This is a genomic window from Glaciecola sp. XM2, assembly GCF_018595715.1.
Taxonomy (GTDB): domain Bacteria; phylum Pseudomonadota; class Gammaproteobacteria; order Enterobacterales; family Alteromonadaceae; genus Glaciecola.
In genome coordinates this window covers 213,748-239,812 of record NZ_JAHEOJ010000024.1, presented here as the reverse complement: position 1 = coordinate 239,812, position 26,065 = coordinate 213,748, and the positions used below count along the sequence as shown (strand labels likewise).

Annotated in this window: 28 protein-coding genes and 1 pseudogene; 17 read left to right on the top strand and 12 right to left on the bottom strand. The window is 44.5% G+C overall.

Going from position 1 to position 26,065, the window contains the following annotated elements; genetic code table 11:
- The first annotated feature begins 164 nt into the window (after window positions 1-164).
- Window positions 165-2,738 (top strand): M14 metallopeptidase family protein, encoded by a 2,574-nt coding sequence (locus tag KJ365_RS11170; RefSeq protein ID WP_214451732.1) that lies wholly within the window; start codon window positions 165-167, stop codon window positions 2,736-2,738.
- Here the strand turns inward: KJ365_RS11170 and KJ365_RS11165 are convergent.
- Complete coding sequence (locus KJ365_RS11165; RefSeq protein WP_214451731.1) at window positions 2,717-3,340, bottom strand: ComF family protein; 624 nt, start codon at window positions 3,338-3,340, stop codon at window positions 2,717-2,719. The two genes, KJ365_RS11170 and KJ365_RS11165, sit on opposite strands and share 22 nt — an antisense overlap.
- A gap of 172 nt (window positions 3,341-3,512) precedes the next feature.
- On the opposite strand from KJ365_RS11165, the gene bioH reads away from it, so the two are divergent.
- Genes bioH through KJ365_RS11150 form a run of 3 tightly spaced genes read left to right on the top strand, consistent with a single transcriptional unit; the run spans window position 3,513 to window position 5,314 of the window.
- The gene (gene bioH / locus KJ365_RS11160; RefSeq protein ID WP_214451730.1) at window positions 3,513-4,319 is read left to right on the top strand and encodes a pimeloyl-ACP methyl ester esterase BioH; all 807 of its coding nucleotides are present in this window, start codon (window positions 3,513-3,515) and stop codon (window positions 4,317-4,319) included.
- 60 nt (window positions 4,320-4,379) lie between these two features.
- Window positions 4,380-4,610, top strand: coding sequence for a flagellin (locus KJ365_RS11155; protein WP_214451729.1), 231 nt, complete (start codon window positions 4,380-4,382; stop codon window positions 4,608-4,610).
- A 17-nt stretch (window positions 4,611-4,627) separates the two neighbouring features.
- Entirely contained in the window at window positions 4,628-5,314 is a 687-nt protein-coding gene (locus KJ365_RS11150) for a putative metalloprotease CJM1_0395 family protein (protein WP_250884168.1), read from the top strand.
- Between the two features lie 5 nt (window positions 5,315-5,319).
- Here the strand turns inward: KJ365_RS11150 and KJ365_RS11145 are convergent, their stop codons facing one another.
- Together KJ365_RS11145 and greB are read right to left on the bottom strand one after the other, a co-directional pair.
- Window positions 5,320-7,647: a Tex family protein gene (locus KJ365_RS11145; RefSeq protein ID WP_214451728.1), complete on the bottom strand. Its 2,328-nt coding sequence runs from the start codon at window positions 7,645-7,647 to the stop codon at window positions 5,320-5,322.
- A gap of 127 nt (window positions 7,648-7,774) precedes the next feature.
- Entirely contained in the window at window positions 7,775-8,251 is a 477-nt protein-coding gene (gene greB / locus KJ365_RS11140; protein WP_214451727.1) for a transcription elongation factor GreB, read from the bottom strand.
- Window positions 8,252-8,349: 98 nt separating this feature from the next.
- Here greB and KJ365_RS11135 point away from each other — a divergent pair, with 98 nt between their 5' ends.
- Window positions 8,350-8,610: a hypothetical protein gene (locus KJ365_RS11135; RefSeq protein WP_214451726.1), complete on the top strand. Its 261-nt coding sequence runs from the start codon at window positions 8,350-8,352 to the stop codon at window positions 8,608-8,610.
- A 44-nt stretch (window positions 8,611-8,654) separates the two neighbouring features.
- Here the strand turns inward: KJ365_RS11135 and fkpA are convergent, their stop codons facing one another.
- Complete coding sequence (fkpA, locus tag KJ365_RS11130; protein ID WP_214451725.1) at window positions 8,655-9,422, bottom strand: FKBP-type peptidyl-prolyl cis-trans isomerase; 768 nt, start codon at window positions 9,420-9,422, stop codon at window positions 8,655-8,657.
- 95 nt (window positions 9,423-9,517) lie between these two features.
- Between fkpA and KJ365_RS11125 the strand changes: the two genes are divergently transcribed.
- Both KJ365_RS11125 and KJ365_RS11120 read left to right on the top strand, forming a co-directional pair.
- Window positions 9,518-10,507, top strand: a complete 990-nt coding sequence (locus tag KJ365_RS11125; protein ID WP_214451724.1) for a WD40 repeat domain-containing protein — start codon at window positions 9,518-9,520, stop codon at window positions 10,505-10,507.
- The gene (locus tag KJ365_RS11120; protein WP_214451723.1) at window positions 10,500-10,727 is read left to right on the top strand and encodes a SlyX family protein; all 228 of its coding nucleotides are present in this window, start codon (window positions 10,500-10,502) and stop codon (window positions 10,725-10,727) included. Before KJ365_RS11125 ends, KJ365_RS11120 begins: the two co-directional genes overlap by 8 nt.
- 15 nt (window positions 10,728-10,742) lie before the next feature.
- Here KJ365_RS11120 and KJ365_RS11115 read toward each other — a convergent pair whose 3' ends face one another.
- Window positions 10,743-10,946 carry a YheV family putative zinc ribbon protein gene (locus KJ365_RS11115; RefSeq protein WP_214451722.1) on the bottom strand — a complete coding sequence of 68 codons (204 nt, stop codon included), beginning with the start codon at window positions 10,944-10,946 and terminating at the stop codon, window positions 10,743-10,745.
- 114 nt (window positions 10,947-11,060) lie between these two features.
- Between KJ365_RS11115 and KJ365_RS11110 the strand changes: the two genes are divergently transcribed.
- From KJ365_RS11110 to zapE, 9 genes are all read left to right on the top strand, one after another.
- The gene (locus tag KJ365_RS11110) at window positions 11,061-13,016 is read left to right on the top strand and encodes an ATP-binding cassette domain-containing protein (protein WP_214451721.1); all 1,956 of its coding nucleotides are present in this window, start codon (window positions 11,061-11,063) and stop codon (window positions 13,014-13,016) included.
- Window positions 13,009-13,530, top strand: coding sequence for a TIGR02444 family protein (locus KJ365_RS11105; protein ID WP_214451720.1), 522 nt, complete (start codon window positions 13,009-13,011; stop codon window positions 13,528-13,530). The genes KJ365_RS11110 and KJ365_RS11105 overlap by 8 nt, the downstream gene beginning before the upstream one ends.
- A gap of 3 nt (window positions 13,531-13,533) precedes the next feature.
- A complete protein-coding gene (locus tag KJ365_RS11100; protein WP_214451719.1) occupies window positions 13,534-14,532 on the top strand; it encodes a hydrolase in 999 nt (332 codons plus the stop codon).
- Entirely contained in the window at window positions 14,529-14,732 is a 204-nt protein-coding gene (locus KJ365_RS11095) for a YheU family protein (RefSeq protein ID WP_214451718.1), read from the top strand. Before KJ365_RS11100 ends, KJ365_RS11095 begins: the two co-directional genes overlap by 4 nt.
- Window positions 14,733-14,829: 97 nt before the next feature.
- On the top strand, window positions 14,830-16,674 hold the full coding sequence (locus KJ365_RS11090) for a DUF294 nucleotidyltransferase-like domain-containing protein (protein ID WP_214451717.1): 1,845 nt from the start codon (window positions 14,830-14,832) through the stop codon (window positions 16,672-16,674).
- On the top strand, window positions 16,674-17,387 hold the full coding sequence (locus KJ365_RS11085; protein WP_214451716.1) for a 3'-5' exonuclease: 714 nt from the start codon (window positions 16,674-16,676) through the stop codon (window positions 17,385-17,387). Before KJ365_RS11090 ends, KJ365_RS11085 begins: the two co-directional genes overlap by 1 nt.
- A 166-nt stretch (window positions 17,388-17,553) precedes the next feature.
- A complete protein-coding gene (locus KJ365_RS11080) occupies window positions 17,554-19,257 on the top strand; it encodes a protein adenylyltransferase SelO (RefSeq protein WP_214451715.1) in 1,704 nt (567 codons plus the stop codon).
- Window positions 19,258-19,522: 265 nt separating this feature from the next.
- Window positions 19,523-20,080, top strand: a complete 558-nt coding sequence (locus KJ365_RS11075) for a hypothetical protein (RefSeq protein WP_214451714.1) — start codon at window positions 19,523-19,525, stop codon at window positions 20,078-20,080.
- Window positions 20,081-20,586: 506 nt separating this feature from the next.
- Complete coding sequence (gene zapE, locus KJ365_RS11070) at window positions 20,587-22,062, top strand: cell division protein ZapE (RefSeq protein WP_250884166.1); 1,476 nt, start codon at window positions 20,587-20,589, stop codon at window positions 22,060-22,062.
- Between the two features lie 113 nt (window positions 22,063-22,175).
- Here the strand turns inward: zapE and KJ365_RS16820 are convergent.
- Window positions 22,176-22,304 (bottom strand): annotated as a pseudogene (locus KJ365_RS16820) (integrase); the annotation flags it as partial.
- Between the two features lie 163 nt (window positions 22,305-22,467).
- Between KJ365_RS16820 and KJ365_RS11065 the strand changes: the two are divergent.
- The gene (locus tag KJ365_RS11065; protein ID WP_214451713.1) at window positions 22,468-22,707 is read left to right on the top strand and encodes a type II TA system antitoxin, ParD family; all 240 of its coding nucleotides are present in this window, start codon (window positions 22,468-22,470) and stop codon (window positions 22,705-22,707) included.
- A gap of 34 nt (window positions 22,708-22,741) precedes the next feature.
- On the opposite strand, the gene KJ365_RS11060 is transcribed toward KJ365_RS11065, so the two are convergent.
- The 6 genes from KJ365_RS11060 to KJ365_RS11035 form a co-directional block, all read right to left on the bottom strand.
- The gene (locus tag KJ365_RS11060) at window positions 22,742-23,005 is read right to left on the bottom strand and encodes a hypothetical protein (protein WP_214451712.1); all 264 of its coding nucleotides are present in this window, start codon (window positions 23,003-23,005) and stop codon (window positions 22,742-22,744) included.
- A 275-nt stretch (window positions 23,006-23,280) separates the two neighbouring features.
- A complete protein-coding gene (locus tag KJ365_RS11055; RefSeq protein ID WP_214451711.1) occupies window positions 23,281-23,688 on the bottom strand; it encodes a tyrosine-type recombinase/integrase in 408 nt (135 codons plus the stop codon).
- A gap of 29 nt (window positions 23,689-23,717) precedes the next feature.
- Entirely contained in the window at window positions 23,718-23,891 is a 174-nt protein-coding gene (locus KJ365_RS11050) for a hypothetical protein (protein ID WP_214451710.1), read from the bottom strand.
- A gap of 95 nt (window positions 23,892-23,986) precedes the next feature.
- Window positions 23,987-24,478, bottom strand: a complete 492-nt coding sequence (locus tag KJ365_RS11045; RefSeq protein WP_214451709.1) for a hypothetical protein — start codon at window positions 24,476-24,478, stop codon at window positions 23,987-23,989.
- Window positions 24,468-25,556 carry an RHS repeat-associated core domain-containing protein gene (locus KJ365_RS11040; RefSeq protein WP_214451708.1) on the bottom strand — a complete coding sequence of 363 codons (1,089 nt, stop codon included), beginning with the start codon at window positions 25,554-25,556 and terminating at the stop codon, window positions 24,468-24,470. The genes KJ365_RS11045 and KJ365_RS11040 overlap by 11 nt, the downstream gene beginning before the upstream one ends.
- Window positions 25,557-25,759: 203 nt before the next feature.
- Window positions 25,760-26,002 (bottom strand): ATP-binding protein, encoded by a 243-nt coding sequence (locus KJ365_RS11035; RefSeq protein ID WP_250884165.1) that lies wholly within the window; start codon window positions 26,000-26,002, stop codon window positions 25,760-25,762.
- Between the last annotated feature and the right edge of the window lie 63 nt (window positions 26,003-26,065).

Sequence of the window (26,065 nt, the reverse complement as noted above, 5' to 3'; positions counted from 1 at the left end):
GGTCTCCAAAATCTTAATACGAATATGATAGCAAAAAATAACCGAGTAAAACACTCAAGTATTTAACCTTTTTGCTTATATATTTATTAATTCGGATTAAAATTATACTTTTGTACCAATATGGGTCACAATTTATGAGATTCAATCATCATTAAGAGTGAAGTATGTTGACAAAATATAAACGTTTTTTAGCATTGAGTTTTGCTATATCTTTCACCGCACTGCTTGGTGCCACGCATGCAAATGCTGTTGACAGTGACTTAGATTACCTACCAGCCAACCAGAATTACGATCCTGCCATCCCCAAACCTGAGGCTGTACTGGGCTATCCGGTTGGAACTTGGCATGTTCGTCACGATCAACTTGTCGCTTATATGAAGGCGCTCGCTGAAGCATCTGACAGAGTAACGTTTGAAGTCACCGGTTATACCCACGAACAAAGACCATTGGTATTGTTAACCATCACCTCTCCAGAAAACCATGCAAATGTTGAGCAAATGCGTGAGGCACATCTAGCGCGCTTGCAAACAGGAGAGTCTGCTGGCCCAGAGGACCCACTTATTTTCTATATGGGGTACTCGGTGCACGGTAATGAGCCTTCTGGCAGTAACGCTTCGCTATTGGTGGCATATCATTTGGCTGCCTCACAAAGTGACGAAGTAAAAGCGCTATTAGCAGAGAACGTAGTATTACTTGACCCATCACTTAATCCAGATGGTCTATCGCGCTTTGCACAGTGGGCAAACATGCATAGAGGTTACAATTTAGTTGCCGACCCGCAGCACAGAGAGCACAGAGAGCATTGGCCGTCAGGGCGCACCAACCATTACTGGTTTGATTTAAACAGAGATTGGTTGTTACTGACTCACCCAGAGTCAAAAGCGCGAATTAAACAATTTCATCAATGGCGCCCGCATATTTTGACGGATTTTCATGAAATGGGTACTGACAGCACCTTCTTTTTCCAGCCGGGGATCCCCTCGCGCAAAAATCCACTGACCCCAGATACTAACGTCACCTTGACTGCAGCCCTAGCAGACTTTCACGCTCAGGCTCTAGACGAGAACAAAGAGTTGTATTTTACCGAAGAAAGTTTTGACGATTTCTACTACGGAAAAGGTTCTACCTATCCGGATGCGCATGGCAGTATAGGTATATTGTTTGAGCAAGGCAGTAGCCGTGGTCACGCACAAGAATCTATAAACGGATTGGTAGAGTTCCCGCGCACTATTCAAAACCAAGTCACTACCTCTTTGTCTACATTCAAAGGTGCAATGGTCAATAAACCTGCTATTGCCGCGTATCAACGTCAGTTTTACCGTGAGACACAAGCGGCCATAAAAGATGACGATTTGTATGGATTCACCGTAAAAGCGAATAGTGATCCTGCGCGCTTTGACCGCATGGTTAAGATTTTAGAAGCACATAAGATTGAGTACTCAATTATCTCTGAAGACGTCACCTTTGATGATGTGGAGTATGCCGAGAACCAAAGTATCTTTATTCCATTGAATCAGGTGCAATACCGCTTAGTGCGCTCACTGTTTAGTGAACGTACTCGTTTTGTCGATAACACGTTTTACGATGTGTCGAATTGGAACATTGCGATGGCGTTCAATTTGGATTATCACAACGTAACACAGTCTGAACGTCGTAAAATTAAGACCACTGACGCTGTGTGGAATCCACCGAGCCTAATGAATACGCTTGACCCTTCAGCTTACGCATATGTGTTTGAGTGGCATAGTGCAAATGCCCCTGCGATGTTGCAAACCTTGCTTGAGGGCGGCGTGCAAGTGCGAGTGGCGGGAGAAGGATTTACGGCCACGCACATGCAACAAAGCCAAGCGTTTGACGCCGGCAGTATTATGATCCCAGTTGGTTTAGAGCAACCAGATGACTTGTTTGCACAATTGACGTCCGCGCAAAGCGAATATGGCGTGAGTGTTCACAATGTATCGTCTGGGCTTACGCCAACAGGTATTGATTTGGGTAGCCGTCGTTTTGCTCCGGTTAAAGCGCCTCAAGTGCTGCTCGTTGGTGGAGAAGGTACCTCATCTTTAGAGGTGGGCGAAATTAGACACTATCTTGATACGCGCGTTGGCATTGCAGCCACGTTAGTGGACTTACGCCATCTTAGCCGTTTGACCTTTTCGCGTTATACACACATTATCTTTGCGTCAGGAAGCTACAACTCGGTAGATAAAAGCATTGTAGATGGCATTGAGGAGTGGGTGAAGCAGGGCGGAGTGCTCATAGGTCAAAAATCAGCATTGTCATGGTTTGCGAAAAACGATTGGATTAAAAATAATGTGCTTTCACAAGAAGCGCTTGACCAACGTTTTCCAACAGCGGGCTTGCAGTTTAAAGACAAGCAAGACTTAGAGTCGAAAAAGCGTGTAGCCGGCGCTGTGTTTAAAGCCAATATAGACCGTTCTCATCCGTTGTTTTTCGGTTATGAACGAGATGTGTTGCCGCTATTTAAAACCAGCAATATGGTACTTGAAAGCGCCGACGACCCGTTTGTCGATTTAGCTAAATATACACAAGAGCCTTTGGCCGCCGGATACGCGTCTGACGAAATAGAAGCGTTGGTTGGCGAAACCGTAGCGGTGGTCGTCAATCCTACTGGCCGCGGCGCTGTTATTGGCTTTGTGGACAATGTGCATTTCCGTGGTTATTGGGATGGCACGAATAAGCTTATGGCAAATGCCATCTATATGTCGCCACTACTATAAGCCGACTTGAGTATTTCGGGTTTGGTCAAAGGTGTAACCGCCATTGACCAGACCGAAATACGAATATCAGGGTAGGCGCTGACAATTGCCTTACATGCGCTGTTAACGGTGGCGCCGGTGGTTAGTACATCATCAATCACGGCGATATGGTCGCAATCAATATCATCTACAAGGCAAAAGGCGTTTTCCATATTCGCTAAGCGGTCGGTTTTGTCGAGTTGACTTTGTGCTTGTGTGTGGCGAGCTCGCTTTAGGGGTTCTATTATTGGAATATCAGTAAAGCGACTAAGCGCTTGAGTAAGCAAGCGCGCTTGATTAAACCCTCTTTGCGCATAGCGCCATGCTGATAAAGGCGTAGGTACTAGGGCATCGGGTAAATCATCTAATTGCGACATTCGAGTGTAGGTAAAGTGAACAAAAAGCGTTGCCAACACCTCTGCGCAAAGCGGTTTGTTTGCAAATTTAAGCTCGGTGATCAGTTGCCGTAAAATGCCTTTATATTCGCCAAGTGCGTATAAATGGTTAAAGTAAGGGTAAACGATGTTCTCGACAATGCTTGGATGATGGATTAAATCAAAGCCGGGTACGGCAAAATGTGGCAATGCGGTATCCGACAGACAACAGCTACAAATAATGTCTAAAGAAGCCTGCCGACATAAGTAACAATGTTTATGACCAAAAAAATATTGGCGCAAACTAAGGTGCCATTGACGAGTATCAAACGAGCTATGCATGTAACTAATCTACTTGCCCACAAAACAATAGCGTAAAGCAATGAGCCAACATAAACAGCTGAACCATGGCACAGATCTCAACCTGACTTTTTTACACGGTTGGGGGATGAATCATCGGATATTTACCCACTTCACACAGCGTCTTGAATCACAATTGCATGATCATGGCTATACCGGCATCCGCATAAATTCTCTCGACTTACCCGGTTATGGCACCCTTCACAGTGCGCCAGCAAGTGATATGACGTTAACTGACATGGCCGATTACCTCACACCTTTGTTGGCCGAAAACACCGTCTTGCTGGGTTGGTCTTTAGGTGGATTGGTGGCACAACAGATTGCGCTTGGACACTCTAACAAGCTAAAAGGACTTATTACGCTATGCTCAACACCAAAATTCGCAAGCCGACATTTGTGGAAGGGAATTGAGCCAGACGTATTAAATAGCTTTGTGAAGCAGCTACAAAATGATCGCGAAAAAACCATAAAGCGGTTTTTAACCATTCAAAATTTAGGTCAGGCGAGCGCAAAAACCGACGTGCAACAAATGCTGCAGATTTTATCTGACATGCCAGCGCCCAGCGCAGCCACTTTGCAACAGGGTTTGGCTATTTTAGCCTCTGAGGATTTAAGGGAGCGTGTTGCGCAAATTGATGTGCCAACCTTAAGGGTATACGGCAGGCTTGATGCGCTAGTCCCGCATCAGAGTATCGCTGCGATTGAGGCGCTGCATCCTAACGCTAAAAGTATTGTTTATCCAAAAGCCTCTCATGCGCCTTTCATGAGCCATCCAGATTTGTTGTCCCAAGACCTCATGCGTTTTATTGCTGATGTGAAAAAAACCTAAAGGTTTTATATTTCTGGCCGATACATCGTTCGAGATAGTGTAATTTTGGGGTGTTGGGACATGATTGAAAAAATCGGTAGTGCGTTTAACAACGGCCTTACGGGAATGCAAAATGCGTCTATGAAGATGCAGTCTGCCTCTTTACAACTCAATCAAGCTTATCGACAAGACGTAGATATTAATAAAGCGGCGATTGACTTGACCGCATCGTCCATCCAAGCGCAAGCATCGGCTGAAGTGATTAGTCGGGCTGACGGTATGGTTGGGACCATCATTGATATATTTGTGTAGAGACGAATGTCAGTCTGTTGATTAATAACGCAAGCTCATACAACAGCTTTGTCGCCCCTTTAGGCGATAGTGCATCTGCACGCGTTGACGACACAACAGGCCTTTCAAAAAAGGCGTTAAACAACGAGGCTACGGCAGCTGTTACGCAAACTCAAGTTAGCCTAGGGCAACCATCTGTAGGGCCAGATACTTATAGCGCATTGGCTAATAATCCGGATAAAAAAGCGTCGGAAGATCAACAGGCCGTCGAGCAAGAAAAGCAAGATCAACAAAAAATTCAAGAGCTAAAAGAACGCGACACCGAAGTTCGCATTCATGAGCAAGCACATGCGGCAGTAGGTGGTCAGTATGCTGGTGCGCCGACATATGAATATGAGACGGGGCCTAATGGCAAGCGTTATGCTGTTGGCGGTGAAGTGTCTATTGATGTAAGTGAAGAAAAAGATCCTCAAGACACCATCAGCAAAATGCAGGTTGTGCGAGCAGCGGCTCTAGCGCCCGCTGAACCTTCTACCCAAGATTACAAGGTAGCCGCACAAGCTACGCAGAAGGAGCAGGCCGCGCGAGCAGAGTTAGCTAAGCAAAATGTGTCAGGCGACAGCCCGAACAAAGATAACGAGGGTATTGTTGCCTACAAAAACATTCAACAATATTCATCCCAAAATGCAGATAATCGCGCTTCTATGGTCGCCACTTCGGCGTAACCTTTTTATTTTTTAGCTTTCGCAAACGCTTCAGCAAATGCATTACCCATCATGGCATTACCACTTTGCTTTTGTGCGGGCGCGGTGGATTTTTTCTGATGTTTTACTCGCGCATCACGTTTAATCTCATTTTGCGTGTGAGTGGTAGACGACGTTTCATCATCCAAGCGCATGCTTAAACTAATGCGCTTTCGCTTAACATCCACCTCCATTACCTTCACCTTGACCACGTCTCCAGCCTTTACCACTTCTCTTGGGTCTTTAATGAATTTATTCGTCAGTGATGAAATATGTACCAGTCCGTCTTGGTGCACGCCAATATCCACAAATGCACCAAAGTTAGCGACATTACTGACTACGCCTTCTAAGATCATGCCGATTTCAAGGTCGTTCATACTGGCAACGCCCTCTTTGAACTGAGCGGTTTTAAACTCAGGTCGCGGGTCGCGCCCAGGTTTTTCTAATTCGTGAATAATATCTTTGATGGTAGGCAGGCCAAAATGCTCGGTGACAAAGTCATGCGGGTTGAGCTTGCGTAAAATATCTTGATTACCAATCATGTTGTTCACAGCAATGGCTGATTTTTCAGCGATACTTTGTACAACATGATAGGCCTCTGGATGCACGGCACTGGCATCTAACTGATTGTTAGCATTCATCACGCGTAAAAAACCTGCTGACTGCTCAAATGCCTTGGGCCCTAAGCGTGGCACGTTGGTGAGGTGTGTGCGGTCAACAAAACGTCCATGCTCATCTCTAAACTGCACAATATTGTTAGCAAGGGTTTTATTTAAACCCGACACATGGCTTAGTAATGCGACAGAGGCTGTATTTAAATCAACACCTACCGCGTTTACGCAGTCTTCTATTACGTTATCAAGGGATTGTGCTAACTGACTTTGATTGACATCATGTTGATACTGACCTACGCCAATAGCCTTGGGCTCAATTTTGACTAGCTCAGCGAGCGGATCTTGCAAGCGTCTGGCAATAGACACTGCGCCGCGTAGCGATACATCGAGATTGGGTAGCTCCATAGACGCTAGCTCAGAGGCAGAATACACCGATGCCCCAGCTTCGCTGATCATGATTTTTTGGACCTTCAGTTCTGGCTCAGCCTGCATCATTTCAACCACGAGCTTATCGGTTTCACGCGATCCGGTACCGTTACCAATGCTGATTAGGTCGACTTTGTGCTGTTTACACAGTGTCGCAAGGGTGCGCTTGGACTTATCCCACTGGTTTTGAGGTGCATGCGCAAATATGGTGGTCGTGGCAACCACTTTTCCTGTGGCATCTACAATGGCAACCTTCACGCCGGTTCGTAGCCCTGGATCTAATCCCATGGTGACCTTAGGACCTGCTGGCGCGGCCATGAGCAAATCCTTTAAATTTTTGGCAAATACATCAATGGCTTCGGTTTCTGACTTATCGCGCAAGCTTGAAAACAGCTCTGTTTCAAGATGCAGGCTTAATTTTATCTTCCATGTCCACGCTACGACCACAGCAAGCCATTTGTCTATTTTGGTATTGGATTGTCGAAGGTTGAGGGTTTGCGCGATGATATTTTCACAAACCTGCGTTTTTTGTAGGCCTTCTTGTGATGGATCAGGGTCAATTGAAACATGCAGCACGCCTTCGTTGCGTCCTCTAAACATGGCAAGCGCTCTATGCGAAGGGACTTTGCTATACTTTTCACTGTACTCAAAATAATCGCTAAATTTCTGCCCTTTTTCGCGCATATTATCTACTACGCTACTCACTACATGGCAGTGTTTGTGCAGATGCGCACGCAAGGCATTTAACACCGCAGCACTTTCAGCAAATTGCTCCATAAGAATAAACTTGGCGCCGTCGAGGGCGGACTTGGTATCAATAATACTCGCTTCAGGGTTGATAAAGGATTGCGCTGCTGACTCTGGGTCAATGTCTTGTTGCGTAAGGTTAGCGTCTAGTAAGGTTTCGGCTAGGGGGGCTAAGCCGGCCTCAATAGCGATTTGACCTTTAGTGCGGCGGCGAGGCTTATAGGGCAGATATAAGTCTTCAAGGTTGGTTTTGCTATCCGCCTGCAGAATTTTTTCGCGCAGTGCGTCATCAAGTTTTCCCTGTTCTGAAATGGACTTGATGATCACCGCTCGTCGGTCTTCAAGCTCTCGAAGATAGGTTAAACGTTGCTCTAACATACGCAGTTGAGCGTCATCTAAGCCTTCGGTAAGCTCTTTACGATAGCGCGCGATAAAAGGCACCGTAGCGCCATCATCTAACAACGCAACAGCCGCTTTGACTTGTGATTCTTTGGCGCCTAACTCATTAGCAATAATTTGATGGATCATAAAACAATAAGGTCTCTTGTTTAGTGTGTGCGCCTACTGCGCCGCAATGGCGCGATTATAGCCTTCATGGCGACTGTGCGCGACTTTTGTGAGGGAAATTTAGCGGTTTTTTACGTCAAAGGTACACTTAGAATAGCTCGTAGGTGATCGATTCAATAAACCAAGTAAAGCGACCCGCCTCAGTCACTACCTCTACTTCATCACCTACTTCTTTTTTCAAAAGTGCTCGTGCCATAGGGGAGTCGATTGAAATGGCATCTTTGCGTCCAAATATTTCGTCATAGCCGACTATTTGAAAGCGTTTTGTCAGTCCTTCTTCGTTTTCAATTTCAACAAACGCACCAAAGAAAACACGGCCTTGCTGGTCTTTGTGATAGTTTACTACCTTGAGCCGTTCAAGGGCTTTATTTAGATATCGAATGCGTCGGTCTATCTCACGTAGGCGTTTTTTATTGTATTGATAATCTGCATTTTCGCTACGATCGCCTAGGCTAGCAGCCCAAGTTACCTTCTTGGTAATTTCTGGACGTTCTTCGCGCCACAAATAATCTAACTCATTTTTGAGCTTTGCGTAGCCTCGGGGCGTAATAAGAGGTGTTGCCATATGAGTGCTTAAAAATTGAACTACTGTATAAAATAAAAGTCTATCTTACAGGAGTTAGGCTTATGTGCCATACTTCTGACAAAGTAAAGGGGGCATTAATGTCTATTACAAACGATGAACGCGGTGGTGCAAAACGAAATAGCCCAATGTCGATGGTCATTGTATTTTTGGCTATCAATTGCATTATTGTGAGTGTGCTAACCTTCACTTTGACCGCATTAGCGGTACTTACCAACAACTACGACAAGTGGTTTCCAGTTGCGATCTTACTCAGCGTAGGGCTGTTCTTTATTGGTAGGTTATTGTTGTCAAAGAGAATTCGCAAACAGCTAAGTATTACTTGGTACAATAAAAAATAGGCAGTCTTTTATGACTGCCTATTGCTGTAGCATAAACGACGTGGCTATTCAGTCACGGGGCTTTCTATCGAAAGCAATTCAACATCAAAAATCAGTGCAGAGTTAGGCATAATCAGTTGCCCTGTTTGACGCGGACCGTAAGCGAGTTCAGAAGGGATATAAAAGCGATATGTGCTGCCTTCAGTCATGAGTTGAACGCCTTCTGTCCAGCCAGGAATAACTTGATTAAGACCAAAGGTAGCTGGCTCACCGCGACTGTATGATGAATCAAACTCAGTACCGTCAATCAGCGTGCCTCTGTAATGAACGGTTACGGTATCGGCCGCTGTTGGGCTATTGCCCTCGCCCTGCACAACTACTTCATATTGCAAGCCAGACTCGGTAACCATTACGCCCTCTTTTTCTGCATTGGCAGCAAGAAAGGTTTGGCCAGCGATTAAATTAGCATTGCCAGCTTCTGCTTGTTTTTGTTGTGCGGCAGTCTGTAATGCATTTTCAGATGCTGTTGCCAATACTCGAATTTCTTCCATAGTGAACTGAGAGTTGTCAGCAAGTGCTTCTTCAAAGCCAGCGACAACTAGCTCTTGATTGCCTTCCAGTCCAAGTTCTTTTTGCTGTTCTAAGCGACTAACCACATACATACCAATACTTGCACCAAGTGCATAGTCTTGCTTTTCGCTTTCTGTTGTTAGGGTAACAGCGCTGGTATTTTGTTCTTCAACGTTTGCGTCGTCTGAGCTGGCTGACTCTGAACCACATGCGGTTACGAGCATTGCCGAAAAAACGGCGCTGGCTATATAAGCCTTTTTCATATTAATCTCCACTAGATCGTTGGATTGTAATTGCTTGCATAGGATATACTCGCCCTATGTTAATCACCTGCCAATAAAAGTAAAGCCATCAGCTTATGATTAAATTTACAGGCTTGTTTATTCTTGTTCTATTTTCTGCCCTGTTGCAGGGATGCAGTGTACCAGAGTCAACGCCAAGCACACGAATTAACTTGGCCGAATCTGGGGTCTATGCAGCGGATATCAGCGCCAATGCAAGCCACGCTGTTTTGTCGCAAGTCAACGGTGCGATTAGTGTATTTTCATTAGATGACAATAGTCTGCTCTACACCTGGCAGCATCAAGGCGATACGACCAACTTAGTTGACAATGTCCGGTTTTCACCCAACGATCAATTTGTGGTGACCTCAGATATGGATGCTTTCGCTATTTGGAGTATGGCGTCAGGTGAGCCATTAGGGTTTTGGCGAATCGACCAGTCAACGATTCAAGACGTCGCTATCAGCAATGATGCAAATGGCGTTTTGGTAGCAAGAGCCAATGGCATGGTGATGTTTTTTGAACCACAAACCGAGCGCCGCTTAGAGTTTTTAGGGCATGGTGAAAATCGCGTTAACGCGATTGATTTATCGGCAAATGGTCAATATGCACTGAGCGGCGGTAACGACTACAACGCTTATCTGTGGAGCACTGAAACCGGCCAAGTGATTCATGTATTTGGGCATACCAATCGAGTGACGATGGTCAAACTCGACCAAGGTGCGCGCTATGTGTTTACCTCAGACGGACATGCAGATGCACAAATTTGGGATGTGCAAACCGGAGAGGCCATCAGCCAGCTTTCATTTATTGAGCGGCAAATCATTTTTACAAGTGCAGAGTTTTCAAGTGATGGTAAGTACTTGCTAACTGGTTCGCCTTCAAAAAGGCTGATGCTTTGGGACGTGCAAACCGGTAAAGAAGTAACGCAATGGCGCGTCGCCCCAAGTGATGGCCCTGCGCCACAGTCCGCGGTGGTATATGCCGTGGGCTTTAACAACAATCAAACCTTATCCATCGCAAGTAGTGGTAATTTGGCATACTGGGAAATCGTGAATAATGAGTAATGCTGATCTGCAAGAACTAAAGAATGAAATTGAAAGCCTACAAATTAAGGTCGCATATCAAGAAGACACCATCGACCAATTGAATCAGGTTGTCACCGGGCAACAAAAGCAATTACAAGACTGTCAAAGCTTGTTAGCCAAAGTGATAGAAAAAGTACAAACCATGCAAGTAAGTGACAATCAAGGCTCAGATGATGTGGAGTTGCCGCCTCATTACTGAAGTGTAGTAGGTTGTTTAAGGCTTAAATACACCAATGACACCAGCATCGTTCTTACTCGCTGCTGCGACCTCTTTGTCGGTCTGACTCTCGCTGTAATCACATTTCACGCAGGCAAGCTTTTCCACGTTGTTTTCAAAGTACAACATGAGCGTGTCTTGTTGTTTGCAAGACGGACAGGTTGCCCCTGCAATAAATCGTTTTTTACTTTTACCAGTCATTAATAATATACCGTAGCGTGTCAGAAGATGCTTATTATACACGGCACTTAAGAGTAATGATCATCAGTCTTTAATTTGCTATGCTTGCGCGCAAATTTATTCGTTATTTTCATCATGATCAGATTGCAAGATCTAAGCCTTTTTCGGGGCATTAAACCCCTGCTAGAAAATGTTAGCTTGGATATTTTTAGCGGCCAAAAGGTTGCCATCATCGGCCGTAATGGCTGTGGTAAATCCAGCTTATTTGCCATGCTGTTAGGTGAGTTTGCGCCCGACGCTGGGAGTTGCGAGTGGCCTAAAGGCTGGCAAGTAGTATCCGTTGCTCAAAATATTCCTCAAAGTGATCTCAATGCCCTCGAGTACGTGGTGGCCGGAGATGCGCGCCTAGCGCATCTCAATGCTCGATTGCTTGAAGCTGAAAAGGCGCAAGACGGGCACCTAATCGCGTCATTACACGACGAACTTGCCCAGGCAGGAGCTTATGATATTGAGGCAAGGGCCGCCACCATTCTTGCTGGCTTAGGGTTTACCGAAGATAAGCTGCGTGAGCCGCTACACGCTTTTTCAGGCGGTTGGCAAATGCGTTTGAATCTGGCGCGGGCGCTACTTTGCCCTTCCGATCTATTGCTACTTGATGAGCCAACCAACCACTTAGATTTAGACGCGGTGATTTGGTTAGAATCATGGCTACAGCAATATTCGGGCACCTTATTGTTAATTTCTCACGATAAAACCTTTATCGACAATTGCGCCAATCAAATCTTAAGCTTTGAAAATAAAGCACTGATGTCTTACACGGGCGGCTATTCAGCTTATGAAAAGCAGCGAGCTTTGCGCATTAAGCTGGCTGCCAGTGAGTACGAAAAACAGCAAAAAAAGCGCGAGCATTTAACATCATTTATCACGCGCTTCAAAGCAAAAGCTAGCAAGGCGAAACAAGCACAAAGCCGGGTGAAGCAGCTTGAAAAAATGCAAGATATTTTACCGCTACATCAAGCTAGTGGTTTTTCTTTCGAATTTAAGCCGCCTAAAAAGCTACCTAATCCGCTTATTAAGATGGAAGAGGTGCAGTTAGGCTATGGGCAAACGCCTATCCTCAATAAGGTGCATTTGAATCTTGTACCGGGCAGCCGCATTGGCTTGTTGGGCAAAAATGGCGCAGGTAAATCTACCCTGATCAAGTTAATGTCTGGTGCCTTAGCCCCATTAGCGGGCGAATATATGACGTCCGCCGGTTTACATATTGGCTATTTTGCTCAGCACCAAGTGGACGCCTTAGATATGCAGGCCTCACCTTTTGATCATATACAGCGCCTCAACTCCACCATGACCGAACAAGCGGTGCGCGACTATTTGGGTGGCTTTGGTTTTCATGGTGATGATGCCTTAGCCAAGGTTGCGCCTATGTCTGGGGGAGAAAAGGCGCGATTGGTATTAGCTATTTTAGTGTATCAGCAACCTAATTTACTGCTGTTAGATGAGCCGACCAACCACTTAGATATCGAAATGCGTCAGGCGCTAAATTATGCGCTGCAAAGCTTTGAAGGGGCCATTGTATTGGTGTCTCACGATCGCTATTTGCTGGCATCTGTTTGTGATGATTATTATTTAGTTGATGATGGCCAAGTAAAGGCGTTTGCGGGTGATTTAGATGATTACAGAAAGTGGATGTTAGCCAACAGCGCCGGTGCTGCTAAACCACAAGACACTCAAACGATGCCATCATCGTCTGCGTCGTCCTCGTCAACCACGCCGACTATTGATAAACGTGTGCTGAAACGTCTAGAAGCCGAGTTCCGTCAACAAACCAAAGCTTTTAGAGATGAGATAAAGCGCCAAGAAACCTTAATGTCGTCTTTGAGTGAGCAGCAGCAAAGCATTGAGTCGAAGATGAGTGATGCAAGCCTGTATGAAGCAAGTAATAAGGCGGTACTGACCGAACTCATTGCTAAGCAAGCTCAGGTAAAAGGCGATTTAGAAGAAGCTGAAATGCAATGGTTAGATGCACAAGAATCATTGGAGCAGGCTCAAGCTCAGTTTGATCAGCAGCTCGAGGCGGCCCGTGTTTAAGCTCGAGCAAAGCGATTTTTGGGATTACTCACTCTTGGTGTATAAGCACGATGAAGTGAAGCACGCCTGCTTGCACCTGCAAGATATGATGCATCTAAACGTAAACATACTGCTGTTGATGATGTATCTGCGCAATCATAACAAAATGCTTGCTTTTGATGACATTCAAAAACTGGAAAGCGCTATTAATGCGTCTGATATGCAATTGAAAAAACACCGTGCGAAGCGCCGCGGCTTGACTCATGTTGATGAAAGTCTCTACAAAGAAGCGTTGGCGCAAGAGTTAGAGCTAGAACGTTTGCAACAGGCGCAGATTGTGACGTTCGCGAATACACTATCGCTTAGTGTATGTGACAACACCGCGCAGTTATCAGACCAATTGGTGGCTTTGTGTATGCGTGAACTAACGCGTGAAAATGCGAAGCGAGACAAGACAAACAAAGCACTTGCGCAACAAGACTTAATTGCATGTAGGAAGTTAGCTGAGCATGCATGCTTGAATGAGCGAAATTAGCCCATGACCAACGCAGCAAAAACACGCTTTGGGCAAATTACCACTTCATCGTTTAATGCGCCAATTTGGGCAGCAAATGCACATCTACAGACTATTTTCCCTAAGTTTTTCATTCGCGCCCCGCAAATTGCATTTAAGTCAAAACGCATAGACACACCCGATGGCGACTTCTTAGACTTAGCCATTAATTTACCTCACGGCGCAAAAACAATGGCAGTGCTGTTTCATGGCCTAGAAGGCTCTAAAGACAGCCACTATATTCTGCATTTAGTAGAAGCACTTCAAGCGCAGGGTATTGCATCGCTGGTTATGCACTTTCGAGGGTGTAGCGGTGAGATTAATCAAACGCCCAGAGCCTATCATTCTGGTGAAATAGGTGATGCCTTGCACACGCTGCAATGGATTGGTGATACCTTTTCAGATTTACGCTTGTTTACCATCGGTTTTTCACTTGGCGGAAATATGCTGCTAAAGCTGATAAGCGAGCACACGGAGTTGCCAATTGAGGGTGCGGTAAGTGTTTCAGCGCCGCTTGATTTAGCTGCCAGTTCACAGGCTATCAATCAAGGTTTTGCCCGAAAATATCAGGCGCACCTTCTAAAAAGCATGAAGGCCACCTTATCGACCAAAATGCAAAGGCTAGACATGCGTCCTCACCTATCGCTGTCGATAGATGAAGTTGAGCAGCTAGATTCTTTTTACGCCTTTGATGAGCACGTGACCTCCAAGTTACATGGTTTTGTAGACGCAAAAGACTATTATCAACGCGCCAGTGCTCTGCCCGACCTACATAAAATTACTGTCCCAACCTTAATTCTGCATGCCGCCGACGACCCCTTTATGGATGCTAGAGTGATACCAACGCCAGAGCAGATTTCACCATCTGTCGCATATGAGCTCAGCAAGCGAGGTGGGCATGTGGGCTTTTTATACGGTAATATATGGCAACCTAAGTTTTGGTTACCCACGCGTATTATTGCGTTTATTCAAGAGCATCTATGATTATTCCTTACCAGCAACTTGCCCCTGAGACACTCGATAACATCATCGAAGCCTTTGTCCTTCGAGAGGGCACCGACTACGGTGATGTTGAATACACGCTAGCTGAAAAAGTCGAACACGTTAAAGCCCAGCTCTTATCGGGTGAGGCGGTGTTAGAATATTCGCAAGAGCATGAGAGTGTGACGATTATTGCGAAATAGCTACACTATATACTCCACTGAAATACCCCACTGAAACTTGATTGCTTGTTAATGCAATGTAAACTGACTTTATCCCTTATTAGAGATGGATATTTCTGTGGCGGCCACTCCTAAGCAAGTAAGTGATTTTATCTCTTCATCGGCACCTTTTGATTTGCTTGCATCGAGCGAAGTCACATATTTGGCCGATCATGCAACCATCATCTATCTTACACAAAACAACAAGCAAACTGTGTTAGCAGATCATCTAGAAAGTGTCTTTCTAGTGCAAAGCGGACAGTATTCGGTGAAAGACTCAGACATTGAAAGTAGACAGGTGGGAGAAGCTGACTTTTTTGGCCTTAAGCGCCTCATTGAAGGTGTTCACTACAAATTAGAGATTACAGTAGATAAGCCTGGGTTAGTGTATTGTTGGCCGCAGTCTGTCATGTCGAACGTTTTAAAGCATCAAAGCGTTCAGCAATTCTTTCAACACTTGGTGACGGATACATTAAAAAATAGCGCGGCTTCGCAAAATCAATCTAGATGGTTATACATGCCCATTTCAGATGTGCTCACACAATCGGCGATATGTACTACCGAAGAAGCCCCCATTTTTGACGTTGCCCAGCTCATGACGAAAAAAAACGTATCGTCGATATTAGTGGCTAAACGCGTTAACGATGAGCAAGTTCTCACCGGTATTGTGACCGACAAAGATATTAGAGTGCGTGCTGTGGCAGAGCAAATGCCATTGCAAAGTGCTATAAAATCCATAATGACCAACGACCCAATAACAGTCGTGCCCAGTCAAACTTTATTTGATGCCCTGGCGTTAATAAATGAGCATCATATACAGCACCTGCCGGTGGTTGACGAAGTCTCTCATAAGCCATTAGGTATGATCTGTAGCAGTGACGTAGTGCGCCAACAAGGAGGAAATTTACAGTTTTTAGTCACTGAACTTGCTCGCGCCAAGAGTGAATTGGAACTTATTAAAACGAGTCGAAAAATTCCGCAATATATGGGGAACTTTGCAAAAAGACCCGGCGATTTTGATATTGCCGGAAAAGTCCTTTCACAAGCCACCGATTTAATGACCCGTAAATTGATTTCATTTTTTGAAAAGCAACATGGCCAAGCGCCTATGGGCTTCTGTTGGATTGCATTTGGCTCTCAAGCAAGAGAGGAACAAAATCTAGGTTCTGATCAAGATAATGCCCTGTTGCTTCATTCACAACCAAACCTTGAGCAGAGCGAATATTTTGCAGGTATGACGGCGTATGTTTGTGAGGGCTTGCACAAGTGTGGCATTAAATTATGTCCAGGCAATATTATGGCATCAAATCCTGCGCTTAGATTGTCAACCACTCAGGCAATAGAGCAGACGCTAGCATGGGTGCAAGAACCCACAGAACAAGCACTTATGCGTTTTAATATTTATCTAGACGTGCGCGCAGTAGCGGGCGATGCAACTCTACTTGAAGATGTGCATGCCAAACGCAAAGCCCCTTTGCAAAATCAGCTTTTTTTGTTGGCTTTGGCAAAGCAGTGCTATCAATCAAGGGTGCCACTAACATTTTTTAATCAGTTTGAATTTGAGGAAGGTCATAGCATTGATGATGGCGTCGACCTAAAAAAACGGGGCGTGGCAATTGTGAATAGTTTAGCGCGACTGTATGCCCTTGAAAGCGGCCTGAGTACGCCTTTGACGCTACAGCGTTTGTCGCAACTCCCTCAAACCTCAAGTTTAAGTCAACACGACGCCGACAGTCTTCGTGATATTTGGTTGTTCCTAAACCGACTGAGATGGCAGCATCAAATTACACAACATAAAACAGACAATCTGATATCGCTTAGTGAGCTATCGAGTATTGAAACCCATCAGTTAAAGGCATCCTTGCAATTTATTGAGCGTTGTCAGAAAGCTGCATTACATACGTTTACTCGAGGCATTGCCTAGTGAGCATTAGAGCCATTTTGCAAAAGCTTACTCGCATATTTGCTAACCCACTGCCAAAACATATTGCGCACAAGCTAATTGCAAACATGCCGATACTCGCCATCGACTTAGAGTTTAACTCCCTTAATATCGAGCATTCAAAAGTGCTATCTATAGGTTGGGTTGCCGGCATAAATAACCAAGTCGATATGAGCAGCGCTTATTACAAAGTCGTTCGTGCAAATGTAGACCTCGAGCAAAGCCCTGTCATTCATGGCTTGGTTCAAGACGATATCGATAAAGGCTCACATATTAGGGAAACATTTCAGGCATTAGAGGCATTCGCTCACAGCCATATTTGGGTGTTTCATAACAGTGCTAAAGATTTGGCCTTACTCGACAAAGTGGCAAAAGATTTGGGCTGTTATCTGCCGCAAGTAGTGACGCTCGATACTCTAAAAATCGCTGCCTACGAGTTAACAAAACAGCATAAAGTAATGCCGCCAAATCAGGCGACATTGACAATATGTAGAGATAAATTAGACCTGCCGCCTGCACCAGCCCACAATGCCTTAGATGATGCGCTAGCAACCCTTACGCTTTGGTTTGCACAAGTGAGTCGTTTAGATCCTAAAAACACATTAATGGTGGTAGATCTTAACCGCACGGGGGCTTTGCAAGTAGTATCCATTGGCAGAAAAACCAATGATATGGTGACTGGCTCTGAGCCTTAATTGGCGTTAGCAACGATTTACTTTGAAGGCGTAAAACTTTAACTTATGCCTTCACATCAAGGATAGAGTTGGATAAAGAAGTTCCCGTCGTATTTTATGCTCAAAACTTTCCAAGAAAGTGATAGCATTCAGTTAACTTGCGTTCAAAAGAGGTTCAACGAAGCTCATGGCCAATATGCCGCTTAATGATGTCCCAGTAGCCATTACCAACCTTGATGAGCTAGCTAAGACGGTTGACTATTCGTTACTAGACCATTTGAATTGTGACCCTCAAGCGACGGAGTCGGGTGACGATTACGAGCCTCGGCAAGTGTTTTCTGGACACTATGTGCCTGTTAAACCGACACCCATTGCCAATCCTAAATACGTGGCACATAGTGAACGTTTTTTTCGCGAATTAGGGTTTGATGAGAGCCTTGCGCTTACCGACGGTTTTACTCGTTTATTCTCCGGTGACACCTCTAATTTGCCTGAACCTATGCGGCCCTTCGGTTGGGCTACTGGCTATGCACTCTCTATATATGGGAGTGAATATACGCAGCAGTGTCCTTTTCAAACTGGCAATGGTTATGGAGATGGACGCGCCATCTCTGTACTTGAAACAGTGATCAATAATCAACGCTGGGAAATGCAGCTGAAGGGGGGAGGACCCACGCCATACTGTCGCGGCGCAGATGGAAGGGCCGTATTTCGTTCAAGTATCAGAGAGTTCCTAGCGCAAGAACATATGAATGCACTTGGAGTACCTACATCTAGGTCACTCTGTCTTTTCGTATCACAATCCGAACGGGTTAATCGCCCTTGGTACTCCGCAGGTTCAAATTCCATGGACCCGGATATGATGGTATCGAACCCTGTCGCGATATCAACACGCGTCGCCCCCTCTTTTTTGCGCGTTGGACAACTCGAATTGTTTGGTCGACGAGCTCGCAACAATGATCACCCCAAAGCGCTAGAAGAATTAGAAATGATTGTTTTGCACTTGATTGATAGAGAATATAAAAATGAAATTAGTGATGATTTACCAATTGCTGATAAATTAGTGCTATTAGCCGTTGAATTTCGTCGTCGATTGACATCCCTAATCACTCATTGGATGAGAGTAGGTTATTGCCAAGGCAACTTTAATAGCGACAATTGCGCCTGCGGTGGGTATACGTTGGACTACGGTCCTTTCGGATTCTGCGAACTCTTCGACCCCTTTTATCAACCCTGGACAGGTGGTGGACGACACTTCTCATTCCTAAATCAGGCAAATGCTGCCAAAACCAACTTTGATATGTTCTGCACGGCATTGCGACCTTTACTCATTTCGAGCCCTGAAGCGCTAGAAAAGTTAAATGAGATTCGCCTTGGATTTCCCTCAGTCATGCAAGAACAGATGGAACAAATGTGGGCAGCTAAACTCGGACTCGAATCGTTTGATAGTGAGCTATTCACTCAATTGCTTCAACTAATGGTACAAACGTCTGTCGACTACATCATTTTCTTTCGTGAACTAGCAGAGATCCCAGATGACATCTCAAGACTCGCTAAGAGCTTCTACAAGACCCCAACAGGCGGACTTAGCGAACAATGGTTGGCTTGGCTCAAAAAGTGGCGAAACCTTCTAAACACTAATGAAGAACCTAAGAAAATTTCACGAAAGATGAAACAAGTAAATCCCAAATTCACGTGGCGAGAATGGCTTATTGTCCCAGCCTATGAACAAGCAATGAAAGGTGATTTTGCGCTTATTCATGAGTTGCTGGAGGTATTGAACCAACCCTATGATGAACAATCTGAAGAGGTTGAAAACAAATACTACCGTTTGAGGCCTCAAGAGTTTTTTGATGCTGGTGGGGTATCTCACTACAGCTGTTCCTCTTAGCTTGGCATCAGTTCACAACACTTAAGCTTCGTAACTGATAGCAGTGACCTACCCAAACGTATTCATTATAGACGAAGCGGATTCATTGTGGTTCGAAATGAAAAACATGAGTAAGTCAAACGCCATCCAATTGCGGACATAGCGGCACACAATTACTTATTTTGTAACTTCACTCGCATCATTGCCGTCAGCTCGGTAATGACCTAGGATATTTGAATTGTAAAGGCATCAAATCTGGCCGCTAAAATTGTCAAAGGACCATTACATGTTTCTAAGATTAAAGGTTTTTATACTTATAGTATTCGCTTTAACTGGATGTAAGGATGTGGATAGCTACAATCTTGATGCGGATAATCAATACCCGAATTACTCTATTGGCTTTACTAATTGTTCTCAGATCGAAAGTAAATATCAACTTGAGCTTACTGATTTAGGGGTCGGAAGGCCTGTATTGGTAAGTTCTAGAAATAATAAAATTGATGAGGAAACATCATCATCAAACTATGTGGCGTTTTTTGGGGACAAATTCTACGGAGGCTATTCTATCTACGATGAGAAGAATGTCCGCGTACAAAAGGGCGATTTTGATAAAATTGTTTCGATAGTGAAACAGATTGAGAAAGGTCGTTTGCCAAAGATGACCACAAGAGAGCGCGATATTTTTCCAATCTATTTTCCTCATCAAAGCGACCTTGAAGCCGTTTTTTCAGTGTGTGATGACGAACAATATATCGTATTAGAAAATGAACGTGGTGATTTGAGATTTTTATATGAGCTAGGAGACGTTAGCTTGATATCTGGATCAATTTGGTATTCTGATTAATTGTTGCTCTGCTTTAATTGAATACGACGATCCAATGATAATATGTGAGTGAGGTCAAGCTAACCTTGTTCAGCAAAGTTGGCGTTAAACTCAAAGCAGGCAACTTATAGCAACTTTAATGCCCTCTCTCAGGCAGTGCCATCATTGGCATAAAGCGACCTAAAGCTGACGTTAGAAAATTCAAACTATCAGACTATATTGAGCAAAGAATCATCATACGATTAATCAAACTTGGCCTCAGATAAGTCTGTTTAAATAAACGTAATATTCAAAACTGGTTTGCACAACTCTAGGAGCCGCTTGTCTTGAATTATTAATTACGTGGAAACAGTTGATTAATAGACGAACACTAGCTGAATTTATTATTCAGTTAGTTATGCTGAATTTGGCGTTCAAGTTGAACTGTGAAACTTGAGTCTCTAATACAAATCCATTTGATACCCATCCAGCAATCTAACGTACCATACCATCATGTTGATAAACCGATCAGCTCAATGATGAAGACGATGAAGATAATCAAGACGATGATAGCACAACATCGCGTCGCTCGGCGGTGCCTCTCGATAGGCCCTGTGGCAGCGGCTTATGAGCTCAAGGTGGACGCGGGGGAGGTGCAACGAGATGAGGCGCAAGTCGCTCTGGCGGCAAAACTCGATGCCCTGCACGAGTCTCTTGCCTCGCTCCCACCAGTACCCGTGCGCACCGACTATCCGACAGAGAACAGCTGTACAAGCAGGAGTCCACTGTTACTGGTGCGATCCCTGGCATCCGCCCAGTCCTTTCTTCGAAAGAAGTTCCATTTGTGGTCTTTTGGTCCACCACCGAAAGGCATGTACATTCATGGACCGGTCGGGGTCGGCAAGAGCTTTTTAATGGATCTCTTTTACGCGTCGGTTAATGTTCCTGATGATTCTTGCTGTAATAATGACAGCCACAGCCACAAACACCCAAAGATTACCAAACGCCGCGTCCACTTTCATGAATTTATGCTAGACGTCCATCATCGAATCTTTGTCTATAAACAGAAGCACCCACGAGGTGATGCGATTCCCGTCGTAGCGCAACAATTGGCACAAGAAGCCCAACTCCTCTGTTTCGATGAATTTCAAGTGACAGACATTGCCGATGCCATGGTTTTAAAGCGACTGTTTTTATTATTATTGGATTGGAATGTCGTAATGGTGGCTACCTCGAATCGGCGCCCCGATGCCTTGTATGAGGGAGGCATTAACCGCTCCCTCTTTTTGCCATTCATCGACATACTGAAACATTCGACCGACATTATTTCCATGGAGGATTCCCGCGAGGATTATCGACTCGTAAATCGAGCGGGTGGTCAATCGTATTTTTGGTCAAATAAGGATGTTCATGGCGATAATAATACTAATAACAACATGCAGGCGCAGTTGGAAGAAATATTTGGTGGCACTGCATCCACAACTGAGGCCGAGAGCATTCCCGTCCTCTTTGGTCGCACCGTCCAGGTCGCCCGATATAATGACCGGTGCGCCTGGTTTGACTTTTCCGAGTTGTGCTATCAACCGCTTGGGGCGGCCGATTATATTTCCCTCTGCCGCCGATTTCCGGTCCTCATCATGGACGGCGTCCCTCAGCTGGACGCCAATTACCTCAACGAAGCGCGACGATTCGTGACCCTCATTGACGCGTGTTATGAATCTCGCACCCGCTTGGTGCTGACGGCACAAGTCCCGCTCGACGAATTGTTTGTCGATTTTGAAGCACAAGTCGAAAGCAGTGACGGCGATGAAGAATTGATTGTCAATGATAAGGGAGGAAACTCGAGTTCCTTTGCGACGACCATGATTCGTACCAAAGAGGGGGAATATTATGAGTGGTCGGCGACGGGTCGAATTGGCGTGTCACTTGCACAATTATCGTCCGCCAATGATCTCGCCTTTTCCTTTCGACGAGCCGCGTCTCGGTTGGTAGAAATGGGTGGAAAGGAATGGGGACGGCAATGACGAAAGGTCTTTACCTTGCAAAAGATGGTAGGTTAAGCTGAGTTTTGTGGTGTTCATATTTAAATGAGTGATACAAAACACCCAAATCGGCCGTTCGCAGTTACTAAGAACAATTAAATATCAATGCTCTCAGATATCTCTAATGCGTCGTCAACCTCAATGCCCAGATATCGAACTGTACTTTCTAATTTCGAGTGACCGAGAAGCAATTGACAGGCCCTTATGTTTTTAGTCTTTTTGAATCAATGCTTTTATTGCTGCTCGGGTCTGCTCAGTAATTTCAAATTGAACAGGCCTGCCAATTAAACCGAATAATTTAACGTTGGCTTAGATTTAAAACAACAATTTGACACTTTGTTGTTTTGGTTTATCCTGTGTATGATTATTAGATTTAGGATCGCAAAAATGAGATTATCAATCGAGATTTCTTCTGAACAACATCAATTTTTAAAAGCAGCCGCAGCTATTCAAGGTAAAAGTATCAAAGACTATGTTTTAGATAGTGCTCTACCGACAATAGACGAACAACGAGCTTTTAAAGAGCTTGAAACTTTATTGATGAAAAGAAAAGAGAATGCACTAGCGGGTTCACTATCAAATAAGTCGTTAGATGATATATTTGATGAAGAATTAGAAACAAATTAAAGCACAGAGAGCAAAACAAGCTCATCTCATGCGGCTACAGCAATATAGACATGACTGAATGCGAGAAATGCCAAAAGCACAACGTGACAATAATTGCCTGCATAATCGAACCTGCCATCATCCACAAGATATTGTCGTATCTAGACAAACAAGGCTCACCCATTACTGCCAACAATACAAGAGCACCGCCAGTTGTGGCTTTAGAGCAAACGCCTATGTGTGATGATTTCATCATCCAAAGAGATTTTGACTTTGGCGCATGACACAAGAGCAACACAATGATGCTTGAACATGCCATATGCTGAGGCAAAGGCCTTCGCGCGTCATTTGCCAGATTTCAGAGCCATAGGTCAGCTTGCCTACTCACCTCAACGACAAATATTTCACAAATTTCTTCAACACCACAAATGAGTAAACGCGAAACTACCCTCAAATACAGCTGTGACAATGACTAGTACATAGCGTTTATTCGTCTTATACTCTTTAGCCATCGCATTTCCAATCAATCCAATGGCTTACTTGGCCTATTACTGTGCAACTATGACGAATGGGTCGGATTGCTATTAATGCTGACTACCAGAAGTTATCGAACCGTCCAGCAGCAAGTTCAGTGTACCGAACATTGTGTTGGATATTTTTGTTACCCATGTAATGCTGAATGGCACGCGTATTTTGTTGATCATTGGCTAACTTGAAGCCAGTTGAATGCCGAAGCATGTGCGGATGCATCGGGAATGGTAACCCAGATTTTTCACCAGCACGTTTAACCATCTTACGCACAGTACCTGCTACTAATGAGAATTTACGTTCGGTGATGAAGATGTATTGCGTGTCAGGGTAATCACGCTTCAACTTGCGTAATGCACGGATGTTTTGACCACTCAATGGATGCACACTGGCAACACCATTCTTGAGTCGGTTCACGTGAATAAGACCTTGCGACAAGTCTACTTGTGACCAATTCAGACACACGTAATGCATGGTGATAAGCAATCATGATGATGGTGCTGTCACGATGACCATGACGACCAATGGACTTGGCAATTGCTGATGTTTTCAATTTCTGATGATGTTAGATATTCACGTTCACAAACATCTTTATATTTGCGGGTATTGGTAACTTTTGAGTTTTCGGTGTTTGGGGTGGGTGTTCTATAATCTTCTAAGTTGCTGATATTACTCATCTGGCTCGCCGTAACTTTCGAGATTACAACCCAAAGTTGGAAAGATTTGGAGCGAGAACGGTTGTCGCTTCAATCTAAATTTGTCGCAAGCTCAATCAGATAATAGTCGGAAACACAAACGGCCAATCCCACTGACCTATAGCAATCATAAAGACCCCTGCCACAAAAAATATCAATGACATTATTACCAAGCAAACTTTTAGGTAATTAAAAAATCTCATTCGCTTGGTAAAAAAATCTTCAGACGCCAACTCGAAACACAAAATAATACCGTTTACACCAGAAAACAATATCAATCCGCCGAGAGTTGCGCTTTCAACCCCGCTTAACGCATAAGCGCAGCAAAGAAGCCCAAATACCAAAACCATTATAAAATAACTGTACTTATAGGCATTTTTTTCTGAATTAAAATCACTATTCCTTGAGTTGCTCACTGTCATTAATGTAAACGCAAGAATTAACCCCAAGTAAATAAGGAAATCATTTTCAGCATTAATGCCAAACCAAAAAAAATCCACTAAAGCAAGGGCGGCAAATGAAGCGCTGGGGAGTAGGCTTTGGATGAGCATTAAATTGTTAGTTTTCATCTTCAATTTTATCACCTAATTTCGCTGGAATTCTCATTCGCCCCTTGAGGGAGCGAGCTTCGGTTATGGTTGTCTGCCCGAGACTGCTGAAATCAAAACCCTTACCTTTCTTAAAGTTGCCGAATGTATTAGCTTGACTGATGGCGATGTCGGTAGAGAGGAAAACGACTAATTTTTGCGTAGCCGTAAGACCCCCATAAAAAATGAAAGGTTGAGCGATAACGTATGGCGCAGCGGTTGCCACACCTGTTGCAACCAACACTTGCCTTTGAGCGCTTTGCATATTCATCCTCATCATGGTCATAAATAGGTCAGCCTTCGCAAGGTCTCGACCAAGAAGAATATCAAGACTTTCTTTTTGACATGAGAGATTGCAGGTAATTGTTGCGTTTGTAACTACTCCCTCGTCATTTGTGGTGATATCGGTAAATTCAGCAGTTGCACCGCGATAATTAGGAGTCATAGATGTACCACTATCGCTTACTGTAGAGCTATCGCCCGAATCACCTACATTGGTACTAGAATTACCTGTCGCTCGAGTAAATGCACCATCCGAAACCTTTGTACTATCGCTTAGTCCTCGTCTAGCTTTCCTTTTTTGATTCATACAATACGAGGACCCACAATTTTGCAAACGTCTCTGTGCTTGTTGTGCATCTCCCTTTGATTGTTCGCCAGCGATTTGGTCGGTAACTTCGGTTTGATTATTCCCTTGCGAGCATTCTTGTTGATTTGAATTCCCGCCAACCGCTGCCCCATCACACGCAGCGGTATAACCCGAAGGGTCAGTATAGCTTAGCGGATTATTAAACACATAGGTATAACGATTAAAACTTTGGCTATTGGTTGGGTCTTGAATAATCGGGTCTGCTTGAACGAACCGGCCTATGGATTGGTCATAAACCCGCCCATTCATGTGAATAATATCAGCATGGTCGATATGCTCATGATCGGTAAAGCCGCGCTCAGTCACAGCGAGTATGCTTTTGATAGTCAAATTAGCAAACGGCTGCTGAATGGCATTCCACGATGCTATGATAAGCTTTGTTAGTGTTTCCCGAATATAGTATGAAGCCATCCTGTTTGCTTATCATCAACACACAAGTTCTTGAACGCTAACAACGTTTCCGGCCAATAGCCTACAACACCATTTTTGATTGGGTCAAAGTCTATGTTTTTAACTATTGCATGCTAAATGACACGAAACCAAGTTTTAAACTGAGCTGCGTTGAATTTTGAGCTCTACTAATTGTCGTGCTTATACGCAACTTGTCGCAATTTTTAAGAAAAATGACATCCACCGCCTACCAGAGCAGCCGCAGAGCTGGAATGGTGGGGTTGACGAAATGGGCGGGTGCGCCAATTGTCAGCATGAATACTGTCGCCTGAGATGGAGCGTATACTGGCGACAACCAAGGCATCTTCTTCGTCTAAATCAGGCCAAAGGGTGGTGAATGATGCTCCGTTTCTGCCGACAGATAAGAGTGCACTCTTCGGCCATATCAACTCGCAGATTCCAGTCAAAGTGCCTTTCGTAAATGCTCTTTGTATGGGGAAGAAAACGAAATTTCGTTAATCCTCCTATTT